The following is a 22,079-nucleotide window of genomic DNA, read 5'->3' as shown; positions in this document are numbered from 1 at the left end:
ATGCCGACCGTGCGCGAGACCACGTACCACCTGCTGCGTACGTGGGGGCTGACGACCGTCTTCGGCAATCCCGGATCGAACGAACTGCCCTTCCTGGACGGCTTCCCGCCGGACTTCCGCTACGTGCTCGGGCTGCACGAGGGGGCGGTCCTCGCCATGGCCGACGGCTACGCCCAGGCCCGTGGCCGGCCGGCGCTGGTCAACCTGCACTCCGCGGCGGGGCTGGGCAACGCGATGGGCAACCTGGCCAACGCCCGCGCCTCGCAGACGCCGCTGGTGATCACCGCCGGGCAGCAGGCGCGGTCCATGATCGGGCTGGGCGTGGTGCTCGGCGAGCCGGCCATGACCCGCGTGCCCGAGCCGCACGTCAAGTGGGCGTTCGAGCCGCCCGGTCCGCAGGACGTGCCGCGCGCCCTGTCGCAGGCCTTCCACCTGGCCACGCTGCCGCCGGCCGGTCCGGTGTTCGTGTCCCTTCCGTGGGACGACTGGGCGCGGGAGGCGGACGCCGGCCAGATCTCCCGCCTGGCCTCGCGCCGCGTCCGCGCCGCCGGCGCCCTGTCGGCGGAGGTGCTGGCGGAGACGGCCGGCCGCCTGCGGCAGGCGAAGGCGCCCGTGCTGGTGGTCGGTCCCGAGGCGGACGAGGAGAACGCCTTCGCCCTGGTGGTCGCGCTGGCCGAGCGGCTGCGGGCGCCGGTGTGGACCGCGCCCACCCCGCCGCGCTGCCCGTTCCCCACCCGCCACCCGCTGTGGCGAGGCGTGCTGCCGCCGAGCATCGCGGGCGTCGCCGAGCGCCTCGCCGGCCACGACCTGGTGCTCGTGCTCGGCGCCCCCGTCTTCCGCTACCACGCCTACCGGCCCGGTCCGTGGCTGCCGGAGGGCGCCGACCTCATCGCGGTGGGCGGCGACCCGGAGGCGGCGGCCAGGAGCGCGTTCGGTGACGCGCTCGTCGCCGACGTCGGGGCGGTGGCCGGCCAGCTGCTCGACGCGATCCCGGACCCGCCCGCGCGACCGGCGCCCGCGCCCGTGGACCGGTCCGGCCCGCCGCTGGAGGACGCGGCGCCCTTCACCGCCGGCGCGGTGTTCGCGTGCATGGCGCGCTGCCTGCCCCGCGACGTGCGCCTGGTCAACGAGTCCACCTCGAACACCGCGCAGTTCTGGGAGCAGCTCGACCTCGATCGCCCCCGCAGCATGTTCTTCCCGGCCGCGGGCGGGCTCGGCTTCGGGCTTCCCGCGGCCGTCGGGGTGGCGCTCGCCGACCCGGGCCGGCCCGTGGTCGCCGTGCTCGGCGACGGCGCGGCCCAGTACGGGGTGGCCGGCTTGTGGACCGCGGTCCAGGAGCACCTGCCCGTCACCTTCGTCGTGCTGAACAACGGCGCCTACGGAGCGTTGCGCGGCTTCGTCTCCCAGCTCGGCGTGACGGACGCCCCCGGCCTGGACCTGCCCGGCCTGGACGTCGTCCGGATCGCCGAGGGCTACGGCATGCCCGCGCGACGCGTGTCGGAGGGGAAGGAGCTGGCCGCCGAACTGGCGAAGCCGGGACGCGGGCCGCGGCTGCTGGAGGTGCCGATCAGGGCGGAGACCCGTCCGCTCGGGTGACGAGCCTGCCGTGCGACATATGACGTAGACGGGCCACCGTCGAAAGACTGACGAACGACCGGGGCAGCGCGTTTACATTTAGTCCACCTGTGAGATCTTCGTCACACAGGGACTCGCCCCCCTCCGCCTGTTCGAGGAGCACCCCCGTGGCTTCCCCCGCATCCGCCAGGCAACCATCGACCAAGAGTCTCTTCGCGGCGAGCTTCGTCGGCACGTCGATCGAGTGGTACGACTACTACATCTTCGGCACCGCCGCGGCGCTGGCGTTCGGCACCCTCTTCTTCCCGCAGGCCTCCAGCGCGGCCGGCACGCTCGCCGCGTTCGCCACGTTCGCGGTCGGATTCGTCGCCCGCCCGCTCGGCGGGGCGATCATCGGTCACTTCGGCGACCGGATCGGCCGCAAATCGATGCTGATCCTCACCCTGGTGCTGACCGGTGGGGCGACGTTCGCGATCGGCCTGCTGCCCACGTACGCCGCCATCGGCATCGGGGCGCCGCTGTTGCTGGTCGTCCTGCGCATCGTGCAGGGCTTCGGCGTGGGCGGAGAGTGGGGCGGCGCCATCCTGATCGCCACCGAGCACGCCTCGCCCCGCCGCCGCGCCGTCTACGGCAGCTTCGCCCAGTTCGGCGTGCCGATCGGGGTGCTCACCTCGAACCTGGCCTTCCTCGCCGTCTCCGGCCTGTCCGACGAGGACTTCCTGTCGTACGGCTGGCGCATCCCCTTCCTGCTCAGCGTGCTGCTGGTGATCCTCGGCGTCGTGGTCCGCCGCCGGCTGCAGGACGCGCCCGAGTTCGAGCGCGTCAAGCAGCAGAACGCCACCAGCAGGGTGCCCTTCACCGAGCTGGCCCGGCGGCAGCCGCGCAACCTGACGCTGGCCAGCCTGGCCTCGATCGCGGCCCCCGCGGTCGGCTACACCGTGATCGTCTACATGCTCACGTACGGCACGACCGTGGTGGGCTTCGAGCGCAGCACGTTGCTCACGCTGATCCTGGCCTCCACAGTGGTGTGGATCGGCACGATCATCGCGTCGGCCGCGCTGTCGGACCGGTTCGGCTCCAAGCGGATGTACATCCTGGGCGCGGTGACCGCCGTGATCTGGCCGGTGCCGATGTTCGCCCTGGTCAACACGGGTGACTGGGGCGCCGCGCTGGTGGCGTTCGTCGTGGCCGCGGTCGTGCAGGGCCTCATGGCGGGCGCGCAGGGCGGTCTGTTCACCGAGATCTTCGACGTGCGCTACCGCTACAGCGGCATCTCCATCGCCTACCAGCTCGGCGGCATGATCGGCGGCGCGCTGACCCCCATCGTGGCCACCACCCTCTTCGAGACCTATCAATCCTCGACCGCGATCGCCCTGTACGTGTCCGCGCTGTGCCTGATCACCCTGCTCTCCCTGTTCGGCATCCGGAAGATCGCCGCGCCGGAGGAGGAGAGCGCCGGCCGGAAGACACCGACGCCATCCACCGGCTGAGGGCTCTCCGGCCTCCGTCGTCCGGGTCAGAGGGTCTTGACCTGGCCGCCGTCGATGGTGAACTCGGCGCCGCTGGTGTTGGCCGAGCGGGCGGAGGCGAGGAACAGCACCAGGTCGGCGACCTCGCCGGGCTCGGTGACCCGGCCGGTGCTGATCCCCATGCTCTGCGGCACGACCTCGTCGAGCGCCTGCTGGGCGGTGACGCCGGCGCCGGCCGCGACCGCGTCCGCGAAGCCGCCCGGCGCCGTCCAGAACGGCGTCCGCACCGGGCCGGGCGCGACGGCGTTGACCCGCACGCCACGCGGCGCGAACTCCTCCGACAGAGACTTGGTCAGGTTGGCCATCGCGGCCTTGGCCGCCGAGTAGTCCACCACCATCGGGAACGGCAGCCGGGCGTTGATGCTGGTGATGTTGACGATCGCGCCACCGGCTTCCAGCAGCGCGGGCAGGGCTGCCCTGCTGGTGCGCACGGCGCTGAAGAAGGTCACGTCGAACATCCGCGCCCACTCCGCGTCGTCGATGTCGAGGAAGCTCGTCCGGACGCCGCCGTAGCCGACGTTGTTGACCAGCACGTCCAGGCGCCCGTACGTCTCCAGCGCGGCCTCGACGAGCCGCCGCGGGGTGTCCGCGTCGGCGATGTCGGCGAGGACCACGGTGGCGCCGCGCGCGGCCAGGGCGTCGAGCTCGGGAGTGCTCGTACGGCTGGTCGCCACGACGTGCGCGCCCTCCCCGATGAACGCCGCCGTGGTGGCGAGGCCGATGCCCTTGCTCGCGCCGGTGACGACGGCGACCTTGTCCTGCAGTTCGAGATTCATGACAACTCCCAGTAGTAGACTGATCAGTTCCAAATTCGGGTAACAAAAAAGTCAGTCGAGCGCGCCCAGGGCGACCTCGACGGCGTTCTCGAGGAACGCACGATCCGCGCGGGCCTTGCCCATCACCCGCAGGCCCTGCAGGAACGTGGTGAGGAACTGGGCCAGCTCCCGCGGGCTCCGGTCCGCCGCGATCTCCCCGCGGGCCCGGGCCCGCTCCAGCGCTCCGGTCAGGGCCGCCTCGATCTGGCCCATCGTGCTGGAGACCTGCCGCACCGTGTCGGGATGCGCCGAGCGCTCCGTGGCCGCGTTGACCAGCAGGCACCCCCGCTCCGGGTCGGTCAGGTCGGCCTCCACTAATTCCAGCAGCACCGCCCGGATGGCCGGACGCGCCCGCTCCGCCCGTTCCAAGATCTCGATCAGCCCTGTCGCGTGGCGCTCGCAGTAGCGGCGAAGCGCCAGCGCGTAGAGCTGCTCCTTGGAGCCGAACGCTTTGTACAGGCTGCCCCGGGTGATGCCGAGACCCGCCACGAGGTCCTCGGTCGAGGTGGCCTCGAACCCCTGGCGCCAGAACAACTCCATCGCGCGGTCCACCGCCGCGTCGATGTCGAACGTCCTTGGCCTGCCCATGCGACGACTCTACCAGTAAGGAACTGATCGGTCCCCAACTGTGGGTCCTGTTGGCCGGAGCCGTCCGTCGCTCCACGCCTCTTCGGCGCAGCGGAGGCGGGCCGCTTCTGCCGGGGTGGCGTCGCGGACCTCATAGCCGCCCTGCCTGTCACGGCCCAGGACCGTCACGATGCCGGTGACCAGGACTTTCCCGCTCATGGTGTCGTGGCAGACGACGCGCCGGCCGACGCCGAAGGTCTCACGGCGGGGCCGATGGGCGTAGTCCCAGCGCCAGCCCCGGTACGTTTCGCCCGGCTGCGGATCGTACGCCTGGACGTCGGCGGTGAAGGTGGTGCCGTCCGGGTTGAGGATCTCGGCGGCGTACAGGGACTCGGCGAGGTCCTGGGCCCGCACCGCACGCCCCTCTTCGTCCCAGTGCTCGGCCTCTTCCGTCAGGCGATGCCGGTGGCCGACGACGTGCGCATACGTCCGGACGAGCTCGGTCAGCCAGAGCGGCCATCCTTCGCGTGCGGCGAGGGCGGGCGCCTCCCGCTCCGCCATCGCCGCCTGCCACCGGTCGAAGGGCAGGTCCGGCGGCAGGCCCTGGTCGGTCAGGAAGTCGGCCATGGTCATCCCTTGGCGGGCGAGGTGCTCCTCCAGGGCCGCCTGCCGGGGGCTGATCCGCGCCGCGGGCCATTGCCCGGCGGTGGAGACCGGCACCTCGACGGGGCGGGGCCGCCGGCCGTGCGCCCCGTCGGGACGGGCGTGCCGGGCCGGGTCGAAGACGTCGCGGACGGGCCAGAACCTGATCAGCCACTGCTCGGGCGCGCGCTCCTCCCACGCCCGCTCGAACTGCTCGTCGGAGACGAACTCCGGCAGCTCCTCGCCGGGCTGGACATGCGCGGTGACGCCGTACAGGAAGTGGGGCGGGCCGATGATCAGCCGCCGGCTCGCCTCCTCGGCCGCCGAACCCGCGGCGACGAACCCGGTGCCGCCCTCGACGGTGGTCTCCTCGACCAGGCTCCAGGGAGCCCCGGGATCGGGCGGCGGCGCGTCCCACGCCTCCAGCCGGACGGCCGCGGGATGATCCTCACCGTCGGGGCTCTGCAGGGCGAGATCCTCGTCGCCGCGTTCGAAGAAGACCCCCAGCAGCCCGAACTGCACCCATACGTCGTCATCGCAACCGCGTAACAACCGCGCCATCGGCCTCGCCTCCCCGTCTTGATCAACAGGGTCGGAGAGTAGAGGACGGCGGTGACAAACCCCGCTGCCCCTTTCGGGTGTCCGCACCCATGACGGCCGGATCTCGCGAAGCGGGGCGCGTCTGTGTCAGCGCAGCTGGATGGCGATGACGCAGGTGTCGTCGTCGGTGTCCGACTTGCTGTAGGTGAACAGGTGGTCGAGCCGCTGCTCCAGCGTGCCGGTGGTGGCCGTGGCCGTCTCCGCCACGGTGAGCAGGTGCCGCTGCGAATGCTCCAGGCTGCGGTCCTTCCGCTCGATCAGACCGTCGGTGTACATGAGCAGCACGTCGTCCTTCTCCAGATGCAGGCTGCCCTCCTCGTAGTGCGCGTCGGAGAGCGCGCCGAGCAGCAGGCCGTCGATGAGCGGGATCTCCGACGCCTGCCGATCCCTGATCATGATCGGCGGGAAGTGGCCGGCGCGGGCCCAGCGCAGCGTACGGGTCACCGGGTCGAACAACGCGCAGATGGCCGTGGCCGTGACCTGCTCGGTCAGGTGGTGGGCGACGAGGTTGAGCCAGGTCAGCAACTGCGCCGGGCCGGCCCCGGTGGTGGCCAGCCCGCGCAGCGCGTTACGCAGGACGACCATGCCGGTGGCCGCGTCGATCCCGTGGCCGGCCACGTCGCCGATCGACAGCAGCACCTGCTTGGACGGCAGCACCACGCAGTCGTACCAGTCGCCGCCGACGAGGTGCTCGCCCTCGGCGGGGCGGTACCGGACGGCGATCTTGAGGTCGAACGCCTCGATCGGGCCGTGCGTCGGCGGCATGATGGCGTGCTGGAGCTGCAGGGCGAGCCGGTTGCGCGCGGCGGACTGCTGCTCGGAGTGCGCGAGCTGGTCCCGCGTGGCGGCCAGCGCGACCTCCGTCCAGTGCTGCGCGGAGATGTCCTGGTACGCGCCCCGCACGCTGAGGAGGGCGCCATGGGCGTCCAGCACCGGCTCGGCCACGACCCGGATGTGCCGCGAGACACCGTCGGGCCGCTGGAACCGGAAGGCCACCGACGTGGGCAGGTGGCGGTGCAACAACGTACGCAGGAACCGGACGATGGCCAAGGCGTCGTCCGGGTGGGTGTGCCGGGGCAGCTGCTGCAGCGGGATCGGGCTGGCGGTGGGCGGCAGGCCGAGCAGGGAGTAGAGGTGGGCGCTCCAGGTGATCTCCGCGGTGACCAGGTTCTCCTCGAAGCCGCCGATGCGGCCGAGGCGCTGGGCGTGCTGGAGCAGCCCGGCCACACGTGCCGCCTCGTCGAGCACCCGCCACACCATCAGGACGGTGTCGCCGTGCCTGCTGATGCTGACGTCGGCGATGGCGGTCAGCGGCACCTCGTCGATCAGCGCGGTCAGCGGCATCCGCTCCGCGCGGAACGGCTCGCCGGTGGCGTGCACATGCTCGACCTTCTCGAACAGCCCGCCCTCTCCCGCGGCCATCGGGTACGCCTCCAGCAGCAGCGCGCCATGGACGGCGCTGCGGGGGCGCCCGGCGAAGTCGACGAAGCCGGCGTTGGTGTGCTGGATGCGGAAGTCGGCCAGCCGCCCGTCGACGTCGAGGTGCGGACGCAGGATGAGTACGGGGTCGTGCAGGCCGTTGGCCAGGTCCACCAGCTCGGAGTCGGGCAGCGGCGGCGCGATCAACGGATGGGATTCGAGCGTGTGGGCGACCAGCTCGGCCAGCGCCTCCACCTGACGCTCGATCTGCGGCGGCTGCGGCCTCAAACGGTGCGGCCAGCTGATCTCCAGCACGCCCAGGATGCGGCCGCCCGTGCCGGCGGGTACGGCCACCCGGCCCGCACGGTCTCCCGCGTGGTGCCCGATCGAGGGCAGGCCCGCCTCCGACAGATCGCCGAACCAGACGCTACGTCGCTCCACGAGGGCCTGCCGGGCGGGCGTGGCGACACCCGGGGGCACGTAGCGCCACCGCATGGCCTGGCCGGTGGCGAACCCGGCCGAGCCGGCCAGCGTGAGGGAACCGTCCCCGCCGGCGGCCCACACCGCGACCGCGGTGGCGCCCAGCGGGGCCAGCGCGTGCTCCAGCAGGGACTCGCTGACCGCCTGGGTGTCGCGCGCGGACAGGATGCCGCTCTCGGCCGTACGCAGCCGGACGGCGGCGGAGGGGTCTTCCGGCTCGTCCTGCCTCACGGGCGAGCCGCCGCCCCCGCCGGCCTCGGTCAGGAAGCGGCCTGCCGCCTCCGTGAGACGATCCTGAGCCGCCTCGTTGACGATGTCGGCGGCCAGCTCCAGTGGGGTGAGGCTGGCCCGTTCGGCGAGCGCCGCGAGCTGCCGGGCCGCCTCGACGGGGCTGAGGCGCAGCCGTTCCACCAGGATGCCCTTGGCGAGCTCGATCAGGGCGCGGCCGTCGGCCGCGGCGTGCGCCTCGCGTACCTGGCGACGCAGCCGATCCACGGTGGCAGCGAGCCGCCCGAGACCGGTCTCCTCATCGGCGGGCTGCTGACGATCGTGCACGTGCTACTCCTCGGCGGTGGATTGCCGGACGGCGCGGGTGGGGCGCCCTAGCTGGCCAGCCAGCGCTGGATCTTGCCGAGCAGTTCGTCGGCGTCTACCGGTTTGGTGACGTAGTCGCTCGCCCCCGACGCGAGGCTCTTCTCCTGGTCGCCCGGCATCGCCTTCGCCGTCACCGTGATGATGGGCATCTCGGCGTACTGCGGCATCTGCCTGATGGCCGCCGTGGCCGCGTAACCGTCCATGTCCGGCATCATCACGTCCATCAGCACGATGTCGATCTCGGGGTGCGCGGTGAGCACCTCGATGCCCTTGCGGCCGTTCTCGGCGTGCAGCACCTGCATCCCGTGGATCTCCAGCATGCCGGTCAGCGCGTAGAGGTTGCGTGCGTCGTCGTCGACGACCAGAACCGTCCGCCCGGCGAACGTGTCGTCCACCTTCTGCGCGACCGACCGGGGCATCTCCTCGTGCCGGACCAGCGGCAGCACGTCGCCTGGGCCGTCGGCGGACAGGTGCAGCGCGATCCGCTCGCGCAGCTCGTCCAGGCTGGACAGCAGCTCGAGCGGCTGGGTGCCGGTCCTGGCCTGCAGGTTCGACTCCTGCCGGGGGTCCAGCCGCCAGTTGTTGTACGCCAGCACCGGCACGCCGCGCAGGGCCGAGTCGCCGTCCATGTTCTCCAGGAAGCGCAGCGCCGCTCCGTCGGCCATGTCGAGTTCCAGCACGATGCAGTGGTAGGCCTGCGCCGCGAGCGCGGCGGCCGCCTCCTGCACCCCGACGGCCGTGACCACCTCGATGGGTCCGCGCGGGTCGCCGAGGTCGCGGTTGTTGGACAGGTCGGCCACCGCGCTCTCGGCCACCAGCGAGAGCAGCCCGCGGTCGCGCTCCTCGACGACGAGCAGCCGCCGTTGCTGCTGCGGCGGCGGCGCCGGCGGTGGGATGGCCGCCACGCCGTCGGCGTGCGCCGGACGCTCCGACCGCACGGCGGCGTGGCCCGGCGACTCCTCGAAGTCCGGCCGGGCCACCGGCAGGTAGAGCGTGAACACGCTGCCCTTGCCCGGCGCGCTCTCCGCGGTGATCGCGCCGCCGAGCAGGTGGGCGATCTCGCGGCTGATCGACAGGCCGAGCCCGGTGCCGCCGTACTTGCGGCTGGTGGTGCCGTCGGCCTGCTGGAAGGCGCCGAAGATGACCTCCAGCTGCTGCTCGGCGATGCCGATGCCGGTGTCCTTGATGCGGAAGGCGATGGCCGCGCCGTGCTCGCGGACGGAGGTCGGCACCTCGCCGGGGGCCACCGGTTCGATGTGCAGCTCGACGCTGCCCGTCTCGGTGAACTTCACCGCGTTGGACAGCAGGTTGCGCAGGATCTGGCGGAGCCGGGAGTCGTCGGTCAGCACGTCCACCGGGACGCCGGCGGCCGTCGTGACGGCGAAGTCGAGGCTCTTCTGCATGGTCATCGGGCGGAAGGTCGCCTCGATGTCGTCGAGGAGCTGGCGCAGCGGCACCCGTTCCGGGCTGATGTCCATCTTGCCCGCCTCGACCTTCGACAGGTCGAGGATGTCGTTGATCAGCTGGAGCAGGTCCGAACCGGCCGAGTGAATGATGCTGGCGTACTCGACCTGCTTCGGGGTGAGGTTGCGCGTGTGGTTCTGGGCCAGCAGCTGAGCGAGGATGAGCAGGCTGTTGAGCGGGGTGCGCAGCTCGTGGCTCATGTTCGCCAGGAACTCGCTCTTGTACTTCGAGGCCAGGGCGAGCTCCCGGGCGCGCGTCTCCAACTCCTGGCGGGCCTGCTCGATCTCCAGGTTCTTGGTCTCGATGTCGCGGTTCTGGCTGGCCAGCAGGGCCGCCTTCTCCTCCAGCTCGGCGTTGGAGCGCTGCAGCTCCTCCTGCTGACGCTGGAGCTCGTCTGAACGTTCCTGCAGCTCCTGGGTGAGCCGCTGCGATCTCTGCAGCAGCTCGTCGGTACGGGCGTTCGCGATGATCGTGTTGACGTTGACGCCGATGGCCTCCATCAGCTGTTCGAGGAAGGACCGGTGCACCGGGGTGAACGCGTAGACGGATCCCAGCTCGATGACGCCGAGCACCTGCTCCTCCACCACGATCGGCAGCACGATGACCGAGGCGGGCGCGGTGTGACCGAGGGCTGAGGAGATCTTGATGTAGTCGGCCGGCACGCCGTCCATCGCGATCGTCCGGCGGGTCGTCGCGGCCTGGCCGACCAGTGACTGGCCCAGCTTGAACCGGGTGGGCCGCTCGGCGTCGTCGGCGTAGCCGTACGCGCTGATCAGGTGCAGCTCCACGCCGCCTGGCGCCTCCTCGGCCAGGAAGAACGCGCCGTACTGCGCCGACACGAGCGGCGCCAGCTCGTTCATGACCAGCTCCGCCACCGCGGACAGGTCGCGGTGGCCCTGCATGAGGCCCGAGATGCGGGCCAGGTTGGACTTGAGCCAGTCCTGTTCCTGGTTGGCCCGCGTCGTCTCGCGCAGCGAGCCCACCATCGAGTTGATGTTGTCCTTCAGGTCGGCCAGTTCGCCCTCGGCGTCGACCGTAATGGACCGGGTCAGGTCGCCCGAGGTGACGGCGCTGGTCACCTCGGCGATGGCACGCACCTGGCGGGTCAGGTTGCCGGCCAGCTCGTTGACGTTCTCCGTCAACCGCTTCCAGGTGCCTGAGACGCCCTCCACCTCGGCTTGGCCGCCCAGCCTGCCCTCGCTGCCGACCTCGCGGGCCACGCGGGTGACCTCGGCGGCGAACGCCGACAGCTGGTCGACCATCGTGTTGATGGTCTCCTTCAGCTCCAGGATCTCGCCGCGGGCGTCCACGTCGATCTTGCGGGTCAGGTCGCCCCTGGCCACGGCCGTGGTGACCTGTGCGATCGAGCGCACCTGGTTGGTGAGGTTGTCGGCCATCGAGTTGACGTTGTCGGTGAGGTCCTTCCAGGTGCCGGCCACGTTCGGCACCCTGGCCTGGCCGCCGAGCTGGCCCTCCGTGCCGACCTCGCGGGCCACGCGGGTGACCTCGTCGGCGAACGCCGACAGCGTGTCGACCATCGTGTTGATCGTCTGCGCCAGCGCGGCCACCTCGCCCTTGGCCTCGACGTTGATCTTCTGCGACAGGTCGCCCTTGGCCACCGCCGTCGCCACCTGCGCGATGGAGCGCACCTGGCCGGTGAGGTTGGAGGCCATGAAGTTGACGTTGTCCGTCAGGTCCTTCCACGTGCCCGACACCCCGCGCACCGTGGCCTGGCCGCCGAGCTGGCCCTCCGTGCCGACCTCGCGGGCCACGCGGGTGACCTCGTCGGCGAACGCCGACAGCTGGTCGACCATCGTGTTGATGGTCTCCTTCAGCTCCAGGATCTCGCCGCGGGCGTCCACGCGGATCTTCTGCGTCAGGTCGCCCCTGGCGACCGCCGTGGTGACCTCGGCGATGCTGCGCACCTGCGCCGTGAGGTTGTCCGCCATGACGTTGACCGACTCCGTCAGCGCCTTCCAGGTGCCGGAGACGCCCTTGACGTCGGCCTGCCCACCGAGCCGGCCGTCCGTGCCGACCTCGCGCGCGACGCGGGTGACCTCGTCGGCGAACGAGGACAGCTGGTCGACCATCGTGTTGAGGGTGTTCTTCAGTTCGAGGATCTCGCCCCGCGCCGAGACGGTGATCTTCTGCGACAGGTCGCCGCGCGCCACCGCCGTGGCCACCTGCGAGATGTTGCGTACCTGCGCGGTCAGGTTGCCGGCCATGTAGTTGACCGAGTCGGTGAGGTCGCGCCAGGTGCCCGCCACGCCCTTGACGTCGGCCTGCCCGCCCAGCCGGCCGTCCGTGCCGACCTCGCGCGCGACGCGGGTGACCTCGTCGGCGAACGAGGACAGCTGGTCGACCATCGTGTTGACGGTGTTCTTCAGCTCCAGGATCTCGCCCCGGGCGTCCACCGTGATCTTCTGCGAGAGGTCGCCCTTCGCGACGGCCGTCGTGACCTCGGCGATGCTGCGCACCTGGCTGGTGAGGTTGCCGGCCATGGCGTTGACGGATTCGGTGAGGTCCTTCCAGGTGCCTGAGACGCCCGGCACCTCGGCCTGGCCGCCGAGCCGGCCCTCGGTGCCGACCTCCCGGGCCACCCTGGTCACCTCGGAGGTGAACAGCGACAGCTGGTCCACCATGCCGTTGAAGACCTGGGCGATCTCGCCGAGCAGGCCGCTCGCGTCGTCGGGCAGCCGGGTGCCGAAGTCGCCGTCGCGCACCGCGGTCAACCCGGCCAGCAGTTGACGCAGCTCCGGCTCCATCGCATCGCCGGCGCCACGTCCGGTCGTGTCGCGCGCCGCCGAGCGCGTTCCACCGGCCGTTTCGCCCATCTCAACCTCACTCCAGTCAAAGGACTAATGTCCGGCTATCGCGACAGCAGTGCCATACGGCACATAGTGGGACAGAGCGGAAGGCTGCCTGTGGAGTGACTTTACCGGCTCCCGTGCGTGGATTGGCGAAAAATTCTTCGGTGGTCCTGTGGCGGCCCCAACGGTGACCAGAGGTGTGCCCGCCGCCGTTGCTGATCGACGACTCAGCGTGAAAGCGCCGGTCCGTGGCCTGGCGGCGTCGAAGACGGGCAGGCCGGAAGCCCTCGCGCCCGCGGGTCAGCGGGTTGTCAGGGCGCGGAACTGGTGCTGTGCGTAGAAGAGGGAGTCGGCCAGCAATATCACGCCGCTCACGAACGGCACCCAGTCCACGGCGCGCGTCCACACCATGAGGAGGCCGGTGGGGCCGAGACGAGTGGTGTGTTAGTTCGGCCACGTCGGGGGTGGGGCGTCACTCGACCGCGCTATGGTGGCGAAGCATGACATATCGGGCAATTCGCCCACGTCTGCTCGTTCTGACAAGGGAACCTCTCATGTCCGATCCTCTAGGCGTTCTGGTCCAGCTCCGTAAGACGTTCAACCGGCACGATCTCGACGGCCTGGCCGGATGCTTCAGTCCGCGCGCCGTTCTGGTGGCGCCCGACGGCATCGGTCAGGACCGCGAGGAGGTCGCCTCCTACTACGGGCAGTTCATCGAGGCATTCCCCGACTCGATGTGCACGCCCAAGTCGGTGACCATCTCGGGCGACACGCTCGTGGCGGAGTACACCCTGACCGGCACTCACCGGGGCCCCTACCTGGTGCCGGGCGGCGAGGTGCTGGAGCCGACGGGGCGGCCCATCGCCGTGCGCGCGTGCAGCCTGTCGGAGGTCGAGGACGGCTACATCACCTCCCACCGCATCTTCTACGACCAGCTCGAACTCGGCGCCCAGCTCGGCGGCATGATCGCCTTCGGCCGGCAACACGTCTGACGAGGACGCGGGGCGCCCCGAGCCGCCTCGCGCCCGCCGCCGTCATCGCGTCCTGGTGCTGTAGGAGTGGGCTCCGGCGCCGGCCAGGGCGCCGCCGTCGACGATCAGGTACTCCTCCCGGATCGGCGTGCCGTCCAGCCACGACTCGAGGATCTCGCGGGTGCCGGCGGCGTAGCGGGCCTGCGCCGACAGGGACGAGCCGGAGATGTGCGGGGTCATGCCGTGGTGCGGCATCGATCGCCACGGGTGGTCGGCCGGGGCGGGCTGGGGGTACCAGACGTCGCCGGCGTACCCGGCGAGCTGCCCGTTCTCCAGGGCGCGCACGATCGCGTCACGGTCGGCGATCCGGGCGCGGGCGGTGTTCACCAGGTACGCGCCGCGCTTCATCGTGGCGATGAGCCGGTCGTCGAACAGCCCTTCCGTCTCCGGGTGCAGCGGCGCGTTCACGGTCACCACGTCGCAGTGCGGCACCATCGCGGCGGCGTCGGCGTGGAAGGTGAGCCCGAGCTCCTCCTCGACCTCGGCCGGCAGGCGGTGCCGGTCGGTGTAGTGCAGGTGCACGTCGAACGGCTTGAGCCGGCGCAGCACGGCCAGGCCGATCCGGCCGGCGGCGACGGTGCCGACGTGCATGCCCTCGACGTCGTAGGAGCGGCTGACGCGGTCGGCGATGTTCCAGCCGCCGTCGAGCACGGCCTGGTGGGCGGGCAGGTAGTCGCGGACCAGGGACAGGATCATCATCACCGCGTGCTCGGCGACGCTGATGCTGTTGCAGTACGTCACCTCGGCGACCGTGACGCCGTGGGCGATGGCCGCGTCGAGGTCCACGTGGTCGGAGCCGATGCCGGCGGTGACGGCCAGCTTCAGCTTGGGGGCGCGGGCGAGGCGTTCGGCGGTCAGGTACGCGGGCCAGAACGGCTGCGAGATCACCACGTCGGCGTCGGGCAGCTCGCGGTCGAAGACCGATCCGTCGCCGTCCTTGTCGGAGGTGACCACCAGCGTGTGACCGCGTTCCTCCAGGAAGCGGCGGAGCCCCAGCTCGCCGGAGACGCTGCCGAGCAGGTTTCCGGGGGTGAAGTCGATGCCCTTGGGGCTGGGCAGCGTCTGGCCGCCCGGGTAGCCGGACAGCTCGGGCAGGCCGTCGCGGGCGTAGGAGGTGGGGTATCCGTCGATCGGGTCGTCGTACAGCACGCAGAGCACTTTCGCCATGGTCTTCGCTCCTCGTCGTCGGGGGTTGATCACACTGTCCGCCGAGGAGTTTCCGCAGGTCAAAACGTTTGTCGCTATCGGGTGATAGCGAGCGCCTATCCCAGGTGCTCACCGGTGAGCCGGTCGAAGACCTCACGCAGATCGATGTCGCGGGCGATGTCCAGCACGGCCCTGGCGATCACGGACTCCGGTCCCGTGCCGGACACCATGAGCCCGACGCGCGGCTCGCGGGCGGGCCGCTCCAGCCGGACGACCCGCATGCCCTCCGGCACGCCGAACATGTGCAGCCACGCGTGGGCGATGACGCTCGACCAGCGGTGGGTGGCCACGTGCGCGAACAGCGCCGAGACCGTGTCGGTCTCGATCGTCGGCACGGCCACCGCCCCGGCCTGCCGGAAGTTGGCGTCGAGGATGCGGCGGTTGCGCATCTCGGGGGCCAGCAGGCACAGCGGCAGCGCGGCGACCTCGGCCCAGCGGGCCACCTGCCGGTCGGCCAGCTCACCGTCGGCCGGGGTGAGCAGCAGGTAGCGCTCCTCGTACAGCGGGCTGACGCGTACGTCGCCGAGGTCCTCCTCGTCGTCGTCGAGGTACGTCATCGCCATGTCGATCTCGAACTCGGCCAGCCGCCGGGCGATCTCCCGTGACGACAACGAGGTCAGCACCACCCGTACGTGCGGATACCGCTCGCAGAACGGCGTGGTCAGCAGCGAGGCGGCGGTCAGGGCGGTCGGGATAGCGCCCATGCGCAGCGTGCCGGACAGCCCTTCGCGCATCTTCGACAGGTCCTGGCGCAGGGCGTCGGCGTCGGCGAGGATGCGGTGCGCCCACAGCAGCACCCGCTCGCCCTCGGGGGTGAGCCCGGCGAAGCGCTGTCCGCGCCGGACCAGCGGCACGTCCAGCTCGCGTTCGAGCTTGCGGATGGCCTCCGACAACGACGGCTGCGAGACGTGACAGGCCGCGGCGGCGCGGGCGAAATGCCGCTCCCTGGCCAGGGCGACCAGATACTCCAACTGGCGCAACAGCACGCCACAGGATGACCCGGGCGTGCCCGCCCCGTCCACCTCGAGATCGCCGCACTACGCGGTGTCGGCGACTTTCGTGACGTCGCCGGACCTGGAGGTGTCGTAGCCGCCCAGTGCGGAGATCCTGGCGCGCAGGGCCGGCGTGCGCAGTGCGGCGATGAGGTGAGCGGCCGGGTCGAGGGCGTGAGCGTCCAGCCCGATGTCGAAGTCCTCCCAGGTGACAGGGACGAACTCGAGGTCCAGGTCGGTCGCGGCCGAACGGACGCCGAGCCCGGCGTCGACCGTGCCGGTGGCGACGGCCAGGGCGACCTCGAGATGGGTGCCGACCTGCGGTCCGCGCAGGTCGTCCGGGTCGTGGCCCGCGGCCAGCAGCAGCCGGTCGAGGAGGATCCGGGTCCCGGTGCCCGGGCGTCGCGCGCAGACCCGCCGCCGTGCGAGGTCGGCGATGCCGGTGATGCCGTGGGGGTTGCCCGGCGGCACGATCAGCCCCTGCTCGCGTCGCCAGAGGTGGATCAGGTGCGGCTCCAGGCCGCGCAGCATGCCCCGCGCGAACGGCGCGTTGTAGACGCCGGTGTGGTGCAGCAGATGGATGGCGGCGCCGTCGGCGCGACCCTGGCGCACCGCGCCGAGCCCGGCGACGCTGCCCTCGCCCGTGACGATCCTCAGCTTGCCGTGCAACGCGCCGGCGAGCAGGTCGAGGGCGGGATCGTCGCTGCCGGCGAGGGTGAAGACCGAGTCCGCGTGCAGGAACCGCCGGGCGGCGAGCGCGGCGCCGGAGGCCACGCGGGCACGGCGGCGGTCGGCCAGCTCCAGCACTCCGGCGTCGGCCAGCTGCCGTTGCGCCCGGCTGACGGTGGAGGCGGTGGTCCGCCACTGCTGGGCGAGCTCGCGGACGCCCGGCAGTTCGTCGCCGGGCTGGAGGGCGCCCTCGCCGACGCGCTGGGCGATATCGCGGCAAATTTCCCGATATCGGGTCACGGCTGCGCAGCTTACACTTGCACTCCTCTGAACTAGCACAGATAGGGTCACGGCCATGCGTACCAGGATCTTGGTTGTCTTAGCCGCGGTAGTGACGGCCTTGCTGGCCGGCTGCGGAAGCACCCCCGCGGAGCAGCCGAAGTCGCTGATCCTGGCCACCACGACCAGCACGCAGGACAGCGGGCTGCTCGACGAGCTGCTGCCGGTGTTCACCCGTGAGAGCGGCTGGCAGGTCAAGACCGTGGCGGTCGGCAGCGGGCAGGCCATCGAGCTGGGCCGTCGCGGCGAGGCGGACGTGCTGCTGGTGCACTCACCCGCCGCGGAGGAGAAGTTCGTGGCCGAGGGCAGCGCCGGCCCGCGACGACTGGTGATGCACAACGACTTCGTCCTGATCGGCCCCAAGGCCGACCCGGCCGGAATACGCGGCACGAGCAGCGCCGAGGCGATGAAGAAGATCGCGGGCGAGCAGGCGGTGTTCGTCTCCCGCGGCGACGAGTCGGGCACGCACTCCAAGGAGAAGGACCTCTGGTCCAGGGCCGGGGTCACCCCGGGCGGATCGTGGTACCAGTCCACCGGCCAGGGCATGGGCGAGACGCTGCGGGTGGCCAGTGAGAAGGCCGGCTACACCCTGTCGGACCGGGCCACCTATCTCACCCAGCGCGACACCCTGCAGCTGGAGGTGCTCAGCGAGGGCGACCCCGGCCTGCTGAACGTCTACCACGTCATCGAGATGACGAAGAAGGCGGGTGATCGGGTGCAGACCGACGGCGCGAAGGCGTTCGCCGACTGGATCGTCGCCGCGCCCGCGCAGCGGCTCATCGGCGAGTTCGGGCGGGCGACGTTCGGCCAGCCGCTGTTCACCCCGGACGCCGGCAAGGACGAAACGAAACTCGGCCTGTGAGGTCACGCGATGGACGTGTTGTTCGGCGGGCTGGCGGACGCGGTCAGACTGCTGCTGTCCGGGGACGAGGACAGCTGGTCGATCATCGCGCTGACCCTGCGCGTCTCGTTGACCGCGACCGCCATCGCCCTGCTGCTGGGGCTGCCGCTGGGCGCGGCGGTGGCGGTGGCGCGCTTTCCGGGCCGGCGGATCCTCCTGGCGGCGGCCAACACGGGGATGGGCATGCCGCCGGTGGTGGTCGGCCTGTTCGTCACCGTGCTGCTGTGGCGCAGCGGGCCGCTGGGCGGGCTCGGGCTGCTCTACACCCCGACCGCGATGGTCATCGCCCAGGGCGCGATCGCCACCCCGATCGTGGTCGCGCTCGTCGCGGCCGCGCTGCAACAGGTCGATCCCGACTTCCGGGTGCAGATGCAGGCGCTCGGAGCGACCCCGGTCCGCGCGCTCGCGGCGCTGCTGGGCGAGGCCAGGCTGCCGCTGCTGGCCGGGGCGATGGCCGCGTTCGGCGCGGTGGTGAGTGAGGTCGGGGCCGCGCAGATGGTCGGCGGCAACCTGGCCGGGCAGACGCGGGTGCTGACCACCGCCGCGGTGCTGGCCACCAGCCGGGGCCAGTTCTCGCTCGCGATCGCGTTCGGCCTGATCCTGCTGCTGATCGCGTTCGGCGTGAACCTGTCGCTGACCCTGATCCAGCAGCGGCAGGCGGTGACGCGGTGAGCGCCGGGATCGGGTGCAGGGACCTGCGCGTGCACGCGGGCGGCCGGGAGCTGCTCAGCGTGCCGGAGCTGCACGTCTCGTCGGGGCGCACGCTCGCCGTGCTCGGCCCGAACGGCGCCGGCAAGTCCACCCTGCTGCGCGCGCTGGGCCTGCTCAGCAGCCACCGGGTCAGCGGCGAGATCCTGCTGGACGGCCGTCCGGCGACGCGGTCGCTGATGCGCCACGCGCTCGTGGCCGTGCTGCAACGGCCGATCCTGCGCCGCGGCACGGTGGCCGCCAACGTGATCAGCGGGCTGCGGTTCCGCGGCGTGAGCCGCCGCGAGGCCCAGGCCCGCGCATGGCCGTGGATCGAGGCGCTCGGACTCGCCTCCCTCGCCGGCCGGGACGCCCGCAGCCTGTCCATCGGCGAGGCCCAGCGGGTCAGCATCACCCGGGCGCTCGCGGTCGGGCCCAAGGTGCTGCTGCTCGACGAGCCGTTCAGCGGGCTGGACAGCACGACGCGCGCCGACCTGCTCGCCGACCTGCGCGCCGCGCTGACCGGGCAGCCCACCGCCACGATCCTGGTCACCCACGACCGGCAGGAGGCCCTCGCCCTGGCCGAGGACACCGCGCTGCTGATCAAGGGCCGGATCCGCCAGCACGGCTCGACCGCCGAGGTGCTCGACCACCCCGGCGACGCCGACACGGCCCGGCTGCTCGGCTTCACCAACCTGCTGCCGCCGGCCCTCACCGGCCGGACGCACACCCTCGTGGCGCGGCCCGAGCACACCCGGCTCGTCCTCGGCCCGTCCGACGACTCCGCCGAGGTGATCGGTACGCTGCGCCGGACCGTCGCGCTCGGCGTCGCCACCCGCGTCGACGTCGACACCGCCGCCGGCCCGCTGACCTGCCTGCACCCCGGCGACCTGCTCGCCACCGAGCTTCCCCCGGCCGGCAGCAGCGTCCGCGTGCGGATCCGGCACGCCCGGCCGCTGACGGAGATGAGCCTCGCAACCCCGTCGTGACCCCGCTCCGAGGCGTGGCCTACCATGCGGGCATGCAGACTGCTGCGGGCGTTGTGCTTGCGGGCGGGCGCTCCACGCGGATGGGCCGGCCGAAGGCCTGGCTGGAATGGCACGGCTCGACGTTGTTGCACCGGGCCACCGCGGTGCTGGCCAGGACGGTCGACGGCCCGGTCGTCGTGGTCGCCGCGCCCGGGCAGGAGTTGCCGCCGCTGCCCTCGGGGGTCTCGGTGGTCGAGGACCCCGTGGAGGGGCTGGGCCCCATGCAGGGGCTGGCCGTGGGGCTCGAGGCGGTGGCCGACCGGGCCGAGACGGCGTTCGTGTGCTCGACCGACATGCCGTTCCTGCACCCCGCGTTCGTCCGCCGGGTCCTGCGCGCCCTGGCTCCCGGCACGGACGTCGCGTTGCCGGTGGCCCGGGGCTTCCGGCAGCCGCTGGCCGCCGGCTACCGGACCGCCCTGGCCGGCCTGGTCAAGGACCTGCTGGCCAAGGGCGACCTGCGTCCCGGCATGCTCTTCAAGCACTGCGAGGTGGCGCGGCTGAGCGACGAGGAGCTGCTGGCCGACGCCGAGCTCGCGCGGCACGACCCGACGCTGGAGTCCGTGATCAACGTCAACTCCCCGGACGACTACGCGGCGGCCAGGGACCGGCCGCCGCCGGAGGTCGTGGTGGAGTGTTTCGGCGCGCTGGCGAGGAACGGCGGCCATCGTCCGCGCGGCGTCCGGGCCGCCACCCTCGGGGCCGCGGCCGCCGAGGCCGGGCTGACCCTGAACCGTCACGTCGTGGCCGCGCTCAACGGCGATCAGGTCACCCGGGACGAGGCGTTGCCGCTCGTGGCCGGAGACACCGTCGCCTTCCTGTCCGCGGACGCCGGCGGCTGAGGTCGTAGGGTCAGGACATGGCGCCTGGTGGATTCTTCGGACAAGCGTTGGTCGTCGACGTCGCCGGCGGCGAGGCGAGCAGCGCCCCCTACGAGCTGGACGAACGGGTGCTGCGGGCCTATCTGGGCGGGGTCGGCCTCGGCACGTGGCTGATGCACCGGCTGGCGCCCCCGAGGGTCGATCCCCTGGCTCCCGAGGCACCGCTGGCCTTCGTCTTCTCCTCGCTGGTCGGCACGCCGTTGACGACCAGCGCGAAATTCGCGGTGGTGGCCAAGTCGCCGTTGACCGGGCTGCTGACCGACGCCCTCGCCTCCAGCCAGTTCGCCATCGCCGGCAAGCTGACCGGGCACGACGCGATCGTGATCCGCGGTCGTGCCGACGAGCTGTCGGTGCTGCTGATCGACGGCGACGGCGTACGACTCGAACCGGCTCCCGAGCTCGCCGGGCTGTCGGCGGCCGAGGCGGAGTCCGCGGCGAAGGAGCGGTTCGGCCGCAACTGGCGCACCGCGGCCATCGGCCCGGCGGGCGAGCGCCAGGTGAGATACGCGACGATCAGCCACGACGGCCGCCACGCCGGCCGGGGCGGCCTCGGCGCGGCGATGGGCGCGAAGAACCTCAAGGCCGTGCTGGTCCGGGCGGCGACCAAGGTGTCGGTCGCGGACCAGGCCGGGGTGCTCGCCGCCGCCCGCGACCTGCGCCGGCGCAGTTTCGGCCCGGCCACCGCGAAATACCGCGAGCTCGGCACCCTGGCCAATCTGCTGGCCTTCAACGCCGTCAGCACCCTGCCCACCCGCAACTTCACCGCGGCCACCTTCGAGGGCGCGCCCCGGCTGGCCGCCGAGGAGCTGCACGAGCTGCGCGGGGTGGCCCGCAACAGCTGCGCGTCGTGCTCCATCGGCTGCGAGCACATCTACTCCCGCAAGGGCGGCGGCAGCCAGCGGATGGAGTACGAGAACGTCTTCGCGCTCGGCCCGCTGTGCGGCGTGTCCGACCCCGACGAGGTGTTCGCAGCCAGCGCCCGCTGTGACGAGCTGGGCCTCGACACCATCTCGGCGGGCGGCACGATCGCGTGGGCGATGGAGTGCGCCGAACGCGGCCTGATCGACGAGCCGTGGCTGCGCTTCGGCGACGGCGCGGCGCTGCTGCGCGCGCTGGACGCGATCGGCGAACGCTCGCCGGGCCTGGGGGAGCTGCTCGCGCAGGGCTCGCGCCGCGCCGCCGAGGTGGTCGGGCACGGCTCGATCGACTTCGCGCCGCAGGTCAAGGGGCTGGAGCTGCCCGGTTACGAGCCGCGCAGCCTGCAGGCGATGGCGCTCGGCCTCGCGGTGAACGCCAGGGGAGCCGACCACAACCGCTCCGGCGCCTACGAGGCCGACCTGTCGGGTGACCTCGACCGGCTGGCCGGGGGCGCCGCCCATGTCGCCGCCGCGGTCGACACCGAGGACCGCGCCGCGGTCATGGACTCGATGATCCTCTGCAAGTTCCTGCGCGGCGTCTTCGACGACCCCTTCACGGAGTGGGCGAGGCTGCTCGCGCTGGTCACCGGGTGGCAGGTGGACGCCGCCGAGCTGCGCGGCACCGCCCGGCGGATCGTCCGCGCCAAGCGCGCGTTCAACCTGCGCGAGGGGGCCACCGCGGCCGACGACACGCTGCCGGCCCGGATGCTGGAGACGCCGCTGGAGCTCGGCTCCGGCCGCCGGGCGGCGCTCGACGCGGGCCGCCTGCGGTCGATGGTCGCCGGTTACTACGCCGCGCGCGGCCTGGACGAAGAGGGGCGCGTCGCGGCGGCCGATCTGGCGGACCTGCTCCTCGACGGGTAGCCATGGCAGAGCGGAGGGGTCTGTTGCGCAAAGAGGGACAAATTGCGGCGGCCAATTGTATGCCGTATTCTG

General features: G+C 72.0%; 16 protein-coding genes. 8 read left to right on the top strand and 8 right to left on the bottom strand.

All coding sequences use genetic code 11. From position 1 onward, the window contains the following. Nucleotides 1-1,596 carry a benzoylformate decarboxylase gene (mdlC, locus tag C1J01_RS00475; protein WP_111175033.1) on the top strand — a complete coding sequence of 532 codons (1,596 nt, stop codon included), beginning with the start codon at nt 1-3 and terminating at the stop codon, nt 1,594-1,596. A 146-nt stretch (nt 1,597-1,742) separates the two neighbouring features. Further along, on the top strand, nt 1,743-3,065 hold the full coding sequence (locus tag C1J01_RS00470; RefSeq protein WP_111175032.1) for an MFS transporter: 1,323 nt from the start codon (nt 1,743-1,745) through the stop codon (nt 3,063-3,065). Between the two features lie 26 nt (nt 3,066-3,091). On the opposite strand, the gene C1J01_RS00465 is transcribed toward C1J01_RS00470, so the two are convergent. The 5 genes from C1J01_RS00465 to C1J01_RS00445 form a co-directional block, all read right to left on the bottom strand. Continuing rightward, on the bottom strand, nt 3,092-3,880 hold the full coding sequence (locus C1J01_RS00465) for an SDR family NAD(P)-dependent oxidoreductase (RefSeq protein ID WP_111175031.1): 789 nt from the start codon (nt 3,878-3,880) through the stop codon (nt 3,092-3,094). Nucleotides 3,881-3,931: 51 nt separating this feature from the next. Next, a complete protein-coding gene (locus C1J01_RS00460) occupies nt 3,932-4,507 on the bottom strand; it encodes a TetR/AcrR family transcriptional regulator (RefSeq protein WP_111175030.1) in 576 nt (191 codons plus the stop codon). 9 nt (nt 4,508-4,516) lie between these two features. Continuing rightward, nucleotides 4,517-5,689: a hypothetical protein gene (locus C1J01_RS00455; RefSeq protein WP_146615421.1), complete on the bottom strand. Its 1,173-nt coding sequence runs from the start codon at nt 5,687-5,689 to the stop codon at nt 4,517-4,519. A 126-nt stretch (nt 5,690-5,815) separates the two neighbouring features. Beyond that, nucleotides 5,816-8,182, bottom strand: a complete 2,367-nt coding sequence (locus tag C1J01_RS00450) for a SpoIIE family protein phosphatase (protein WP_111175028.1) — start codon at nt 8,180-8,182, stop codon at nt 5,816-5,818. A gap of 47 nt (nt 8,183-8,229) precedes the next feature. Continuing rightward, complete coding sequence (locus C1J01_RS00445; RefSeq protein ID WP_220039655.1) at nt 8,230-12,450, bottom strand: HAMP domain-containing hybrid sensor histidine kinase/response regulator; 4,221 nt, start codon at nt 12,448-12,450, stop codon at nt 8,230-8,232. Between the two features lie 599 nt (nt 12,451-13,049). Here C1J01_RS00445 and C1J01_RS00440 point away from each other — a divergent pair. Beyond that, complete coding sequence (locus C1J01_RS00440) at nt 13,050-13,487, top strand: ester cyclase (RefSeq protein ID WP_181448498.1); 438 nt, start codon at nt 13,050-13,052, stop codon at nt 13,485-13,487. 42 nt (nt 13,488-13,529) lie between these two features. Here the strand turns inward: C1J01_RS00440 and C1J01_RS00435 are convergent, their stop codons facing one another. The 3 genes from C1J01_RS00435 to C1J01_RS00425 all read right to left on the bottom strand — a co-directional run bounded on the left by C1J01_RS00435 (nt 13,530) and on the right by C1J01_RS00425 (nt 16,693). Beyond that, nucleotides 13,530-14,693 (bottom strand): NAD-dependent formate dehydrogenase, encoded by a 1,164-nt coding sequence (locus C1J01_RS00435; protein WP_111175025.1) that lies wholly within the window; start codon nt 14,691-14,693, stop codon nt 13,530-13,532. A 95-nt stretch (nt 14,694-14,788) separates the two neighbouring features. Beyond that, nucleotides 14,789-15,718, bottom strand: a complete 930-nt coding sequence (locus C1J01_RS00430; protein WP_111175024.1) for a LysR family transcriptional regulator — start codon at nt 15,716-15,718, stop codon at nt 14,789-14,791. Nucleotides 15,719-15,769: 51 nt separating this feature from the next. Next, on the bottom strand, nt 15,770-16,693 hold the full coding sequence (locus tag C1J01_RS00425; protein ID WP_111175023.1) for a GntR family transcriptional regulator: 924 nt from the start codon (nt 16,691-16,693) through the stop codon (nt 15,770-15,772). Nucleotides 16,694-16,748: 55 nt separating this feature from the next. Here C1J01_RS00425 and C1J01_RS00420 point away from each other — a divergent pair, with 55 nt between their 5' ends. Genes C1J01_RS00420 through C1J01_RS00400 form a run of 5 tightly spaced genes read left to right on the top strand, consistent with a single transcriptional unit; the run spans nt 16,749 to nt 22,007 of the window. Then, a complete protein-coding gene (locus C1J01_RS00420) occupies nt 16,749-17,594 on the top strand; it encodes an ABC transporter substrate-binding protein (protein ID WP_111175022.1) in 846 nt (281 codons plus the stop codon). Nucleotides 17,595-17,603: 9 nt separating this feature from the next. Further along, complete coding sequence (locus C1J01_RS00415; protein ID WP_111175021.1) at nt 17,604-18,305, top strand: ABC transporter permease; 702 nt, start codon at nt 17,604-17,606, stop codon at nt 18,303-18,305. After that, the gene (locus C1J01_RS00410) at nt 18,302-19,309 is read left to right on the top strand and encodes an ABC transporter ATP-binding protein (RefSeq protein ID WP_111175020.1); all 1,008 of its coding nucleotides are present in this window, start codon (nt 18,302-18,304) and stop codon (nt 19,307-19,309) included. The genes C1J01_RS00415 and C1J01_RS00410 overlap by 4 nt, the downstream gene beginning before the upstream one ends. A gap of 32 nt (nt 19,310-19,341) precedes the next feature. Next, complete coding sequence (mobA, locus tag C1J01_RS00405; protein WP_111175070.1) at nt 19,342-20,187, top strand: molybdenum cofactor guanylyltransferase; 846 nt, start codon at nt 19,342-19,344, stop codon at nt 20,185-20,187. Between the two features lie 17 nt (nt 20,188-20,204). Beyond that, nucleotides 20,205-22,007 carry an aldehyde ferredoxin oxidoreductase family protein gene (locus tag C1J01_RS00400; protein ID WP_111175019.1) on the top strand — a complete coding sequence of 601 codons (1,803 nt, stop codon included), beginning with the start codon at nt 20,205-20,207 and terminating at the stop codon, nt 22,005-22,007. The last annotated feature ends 72 nt before the right edge of the window (nt 22,008-22,079 follow it).

Origin of the sequence: Nonomuraea aridisoli (genome assembly GCF_003236395.1) — a bacterium.
Classification (GTDB): Bacteria; Actinomycetota; Actinomycetes; order Streptosporangiales; family Streptosporangiaceae; genus Nonomuraea; species Nonomuraea aridisoli.
Note: the sequence above shows the minus strand (reverse complement) of the source record. Positions and strands in the feature narration are given on the sequence as shown.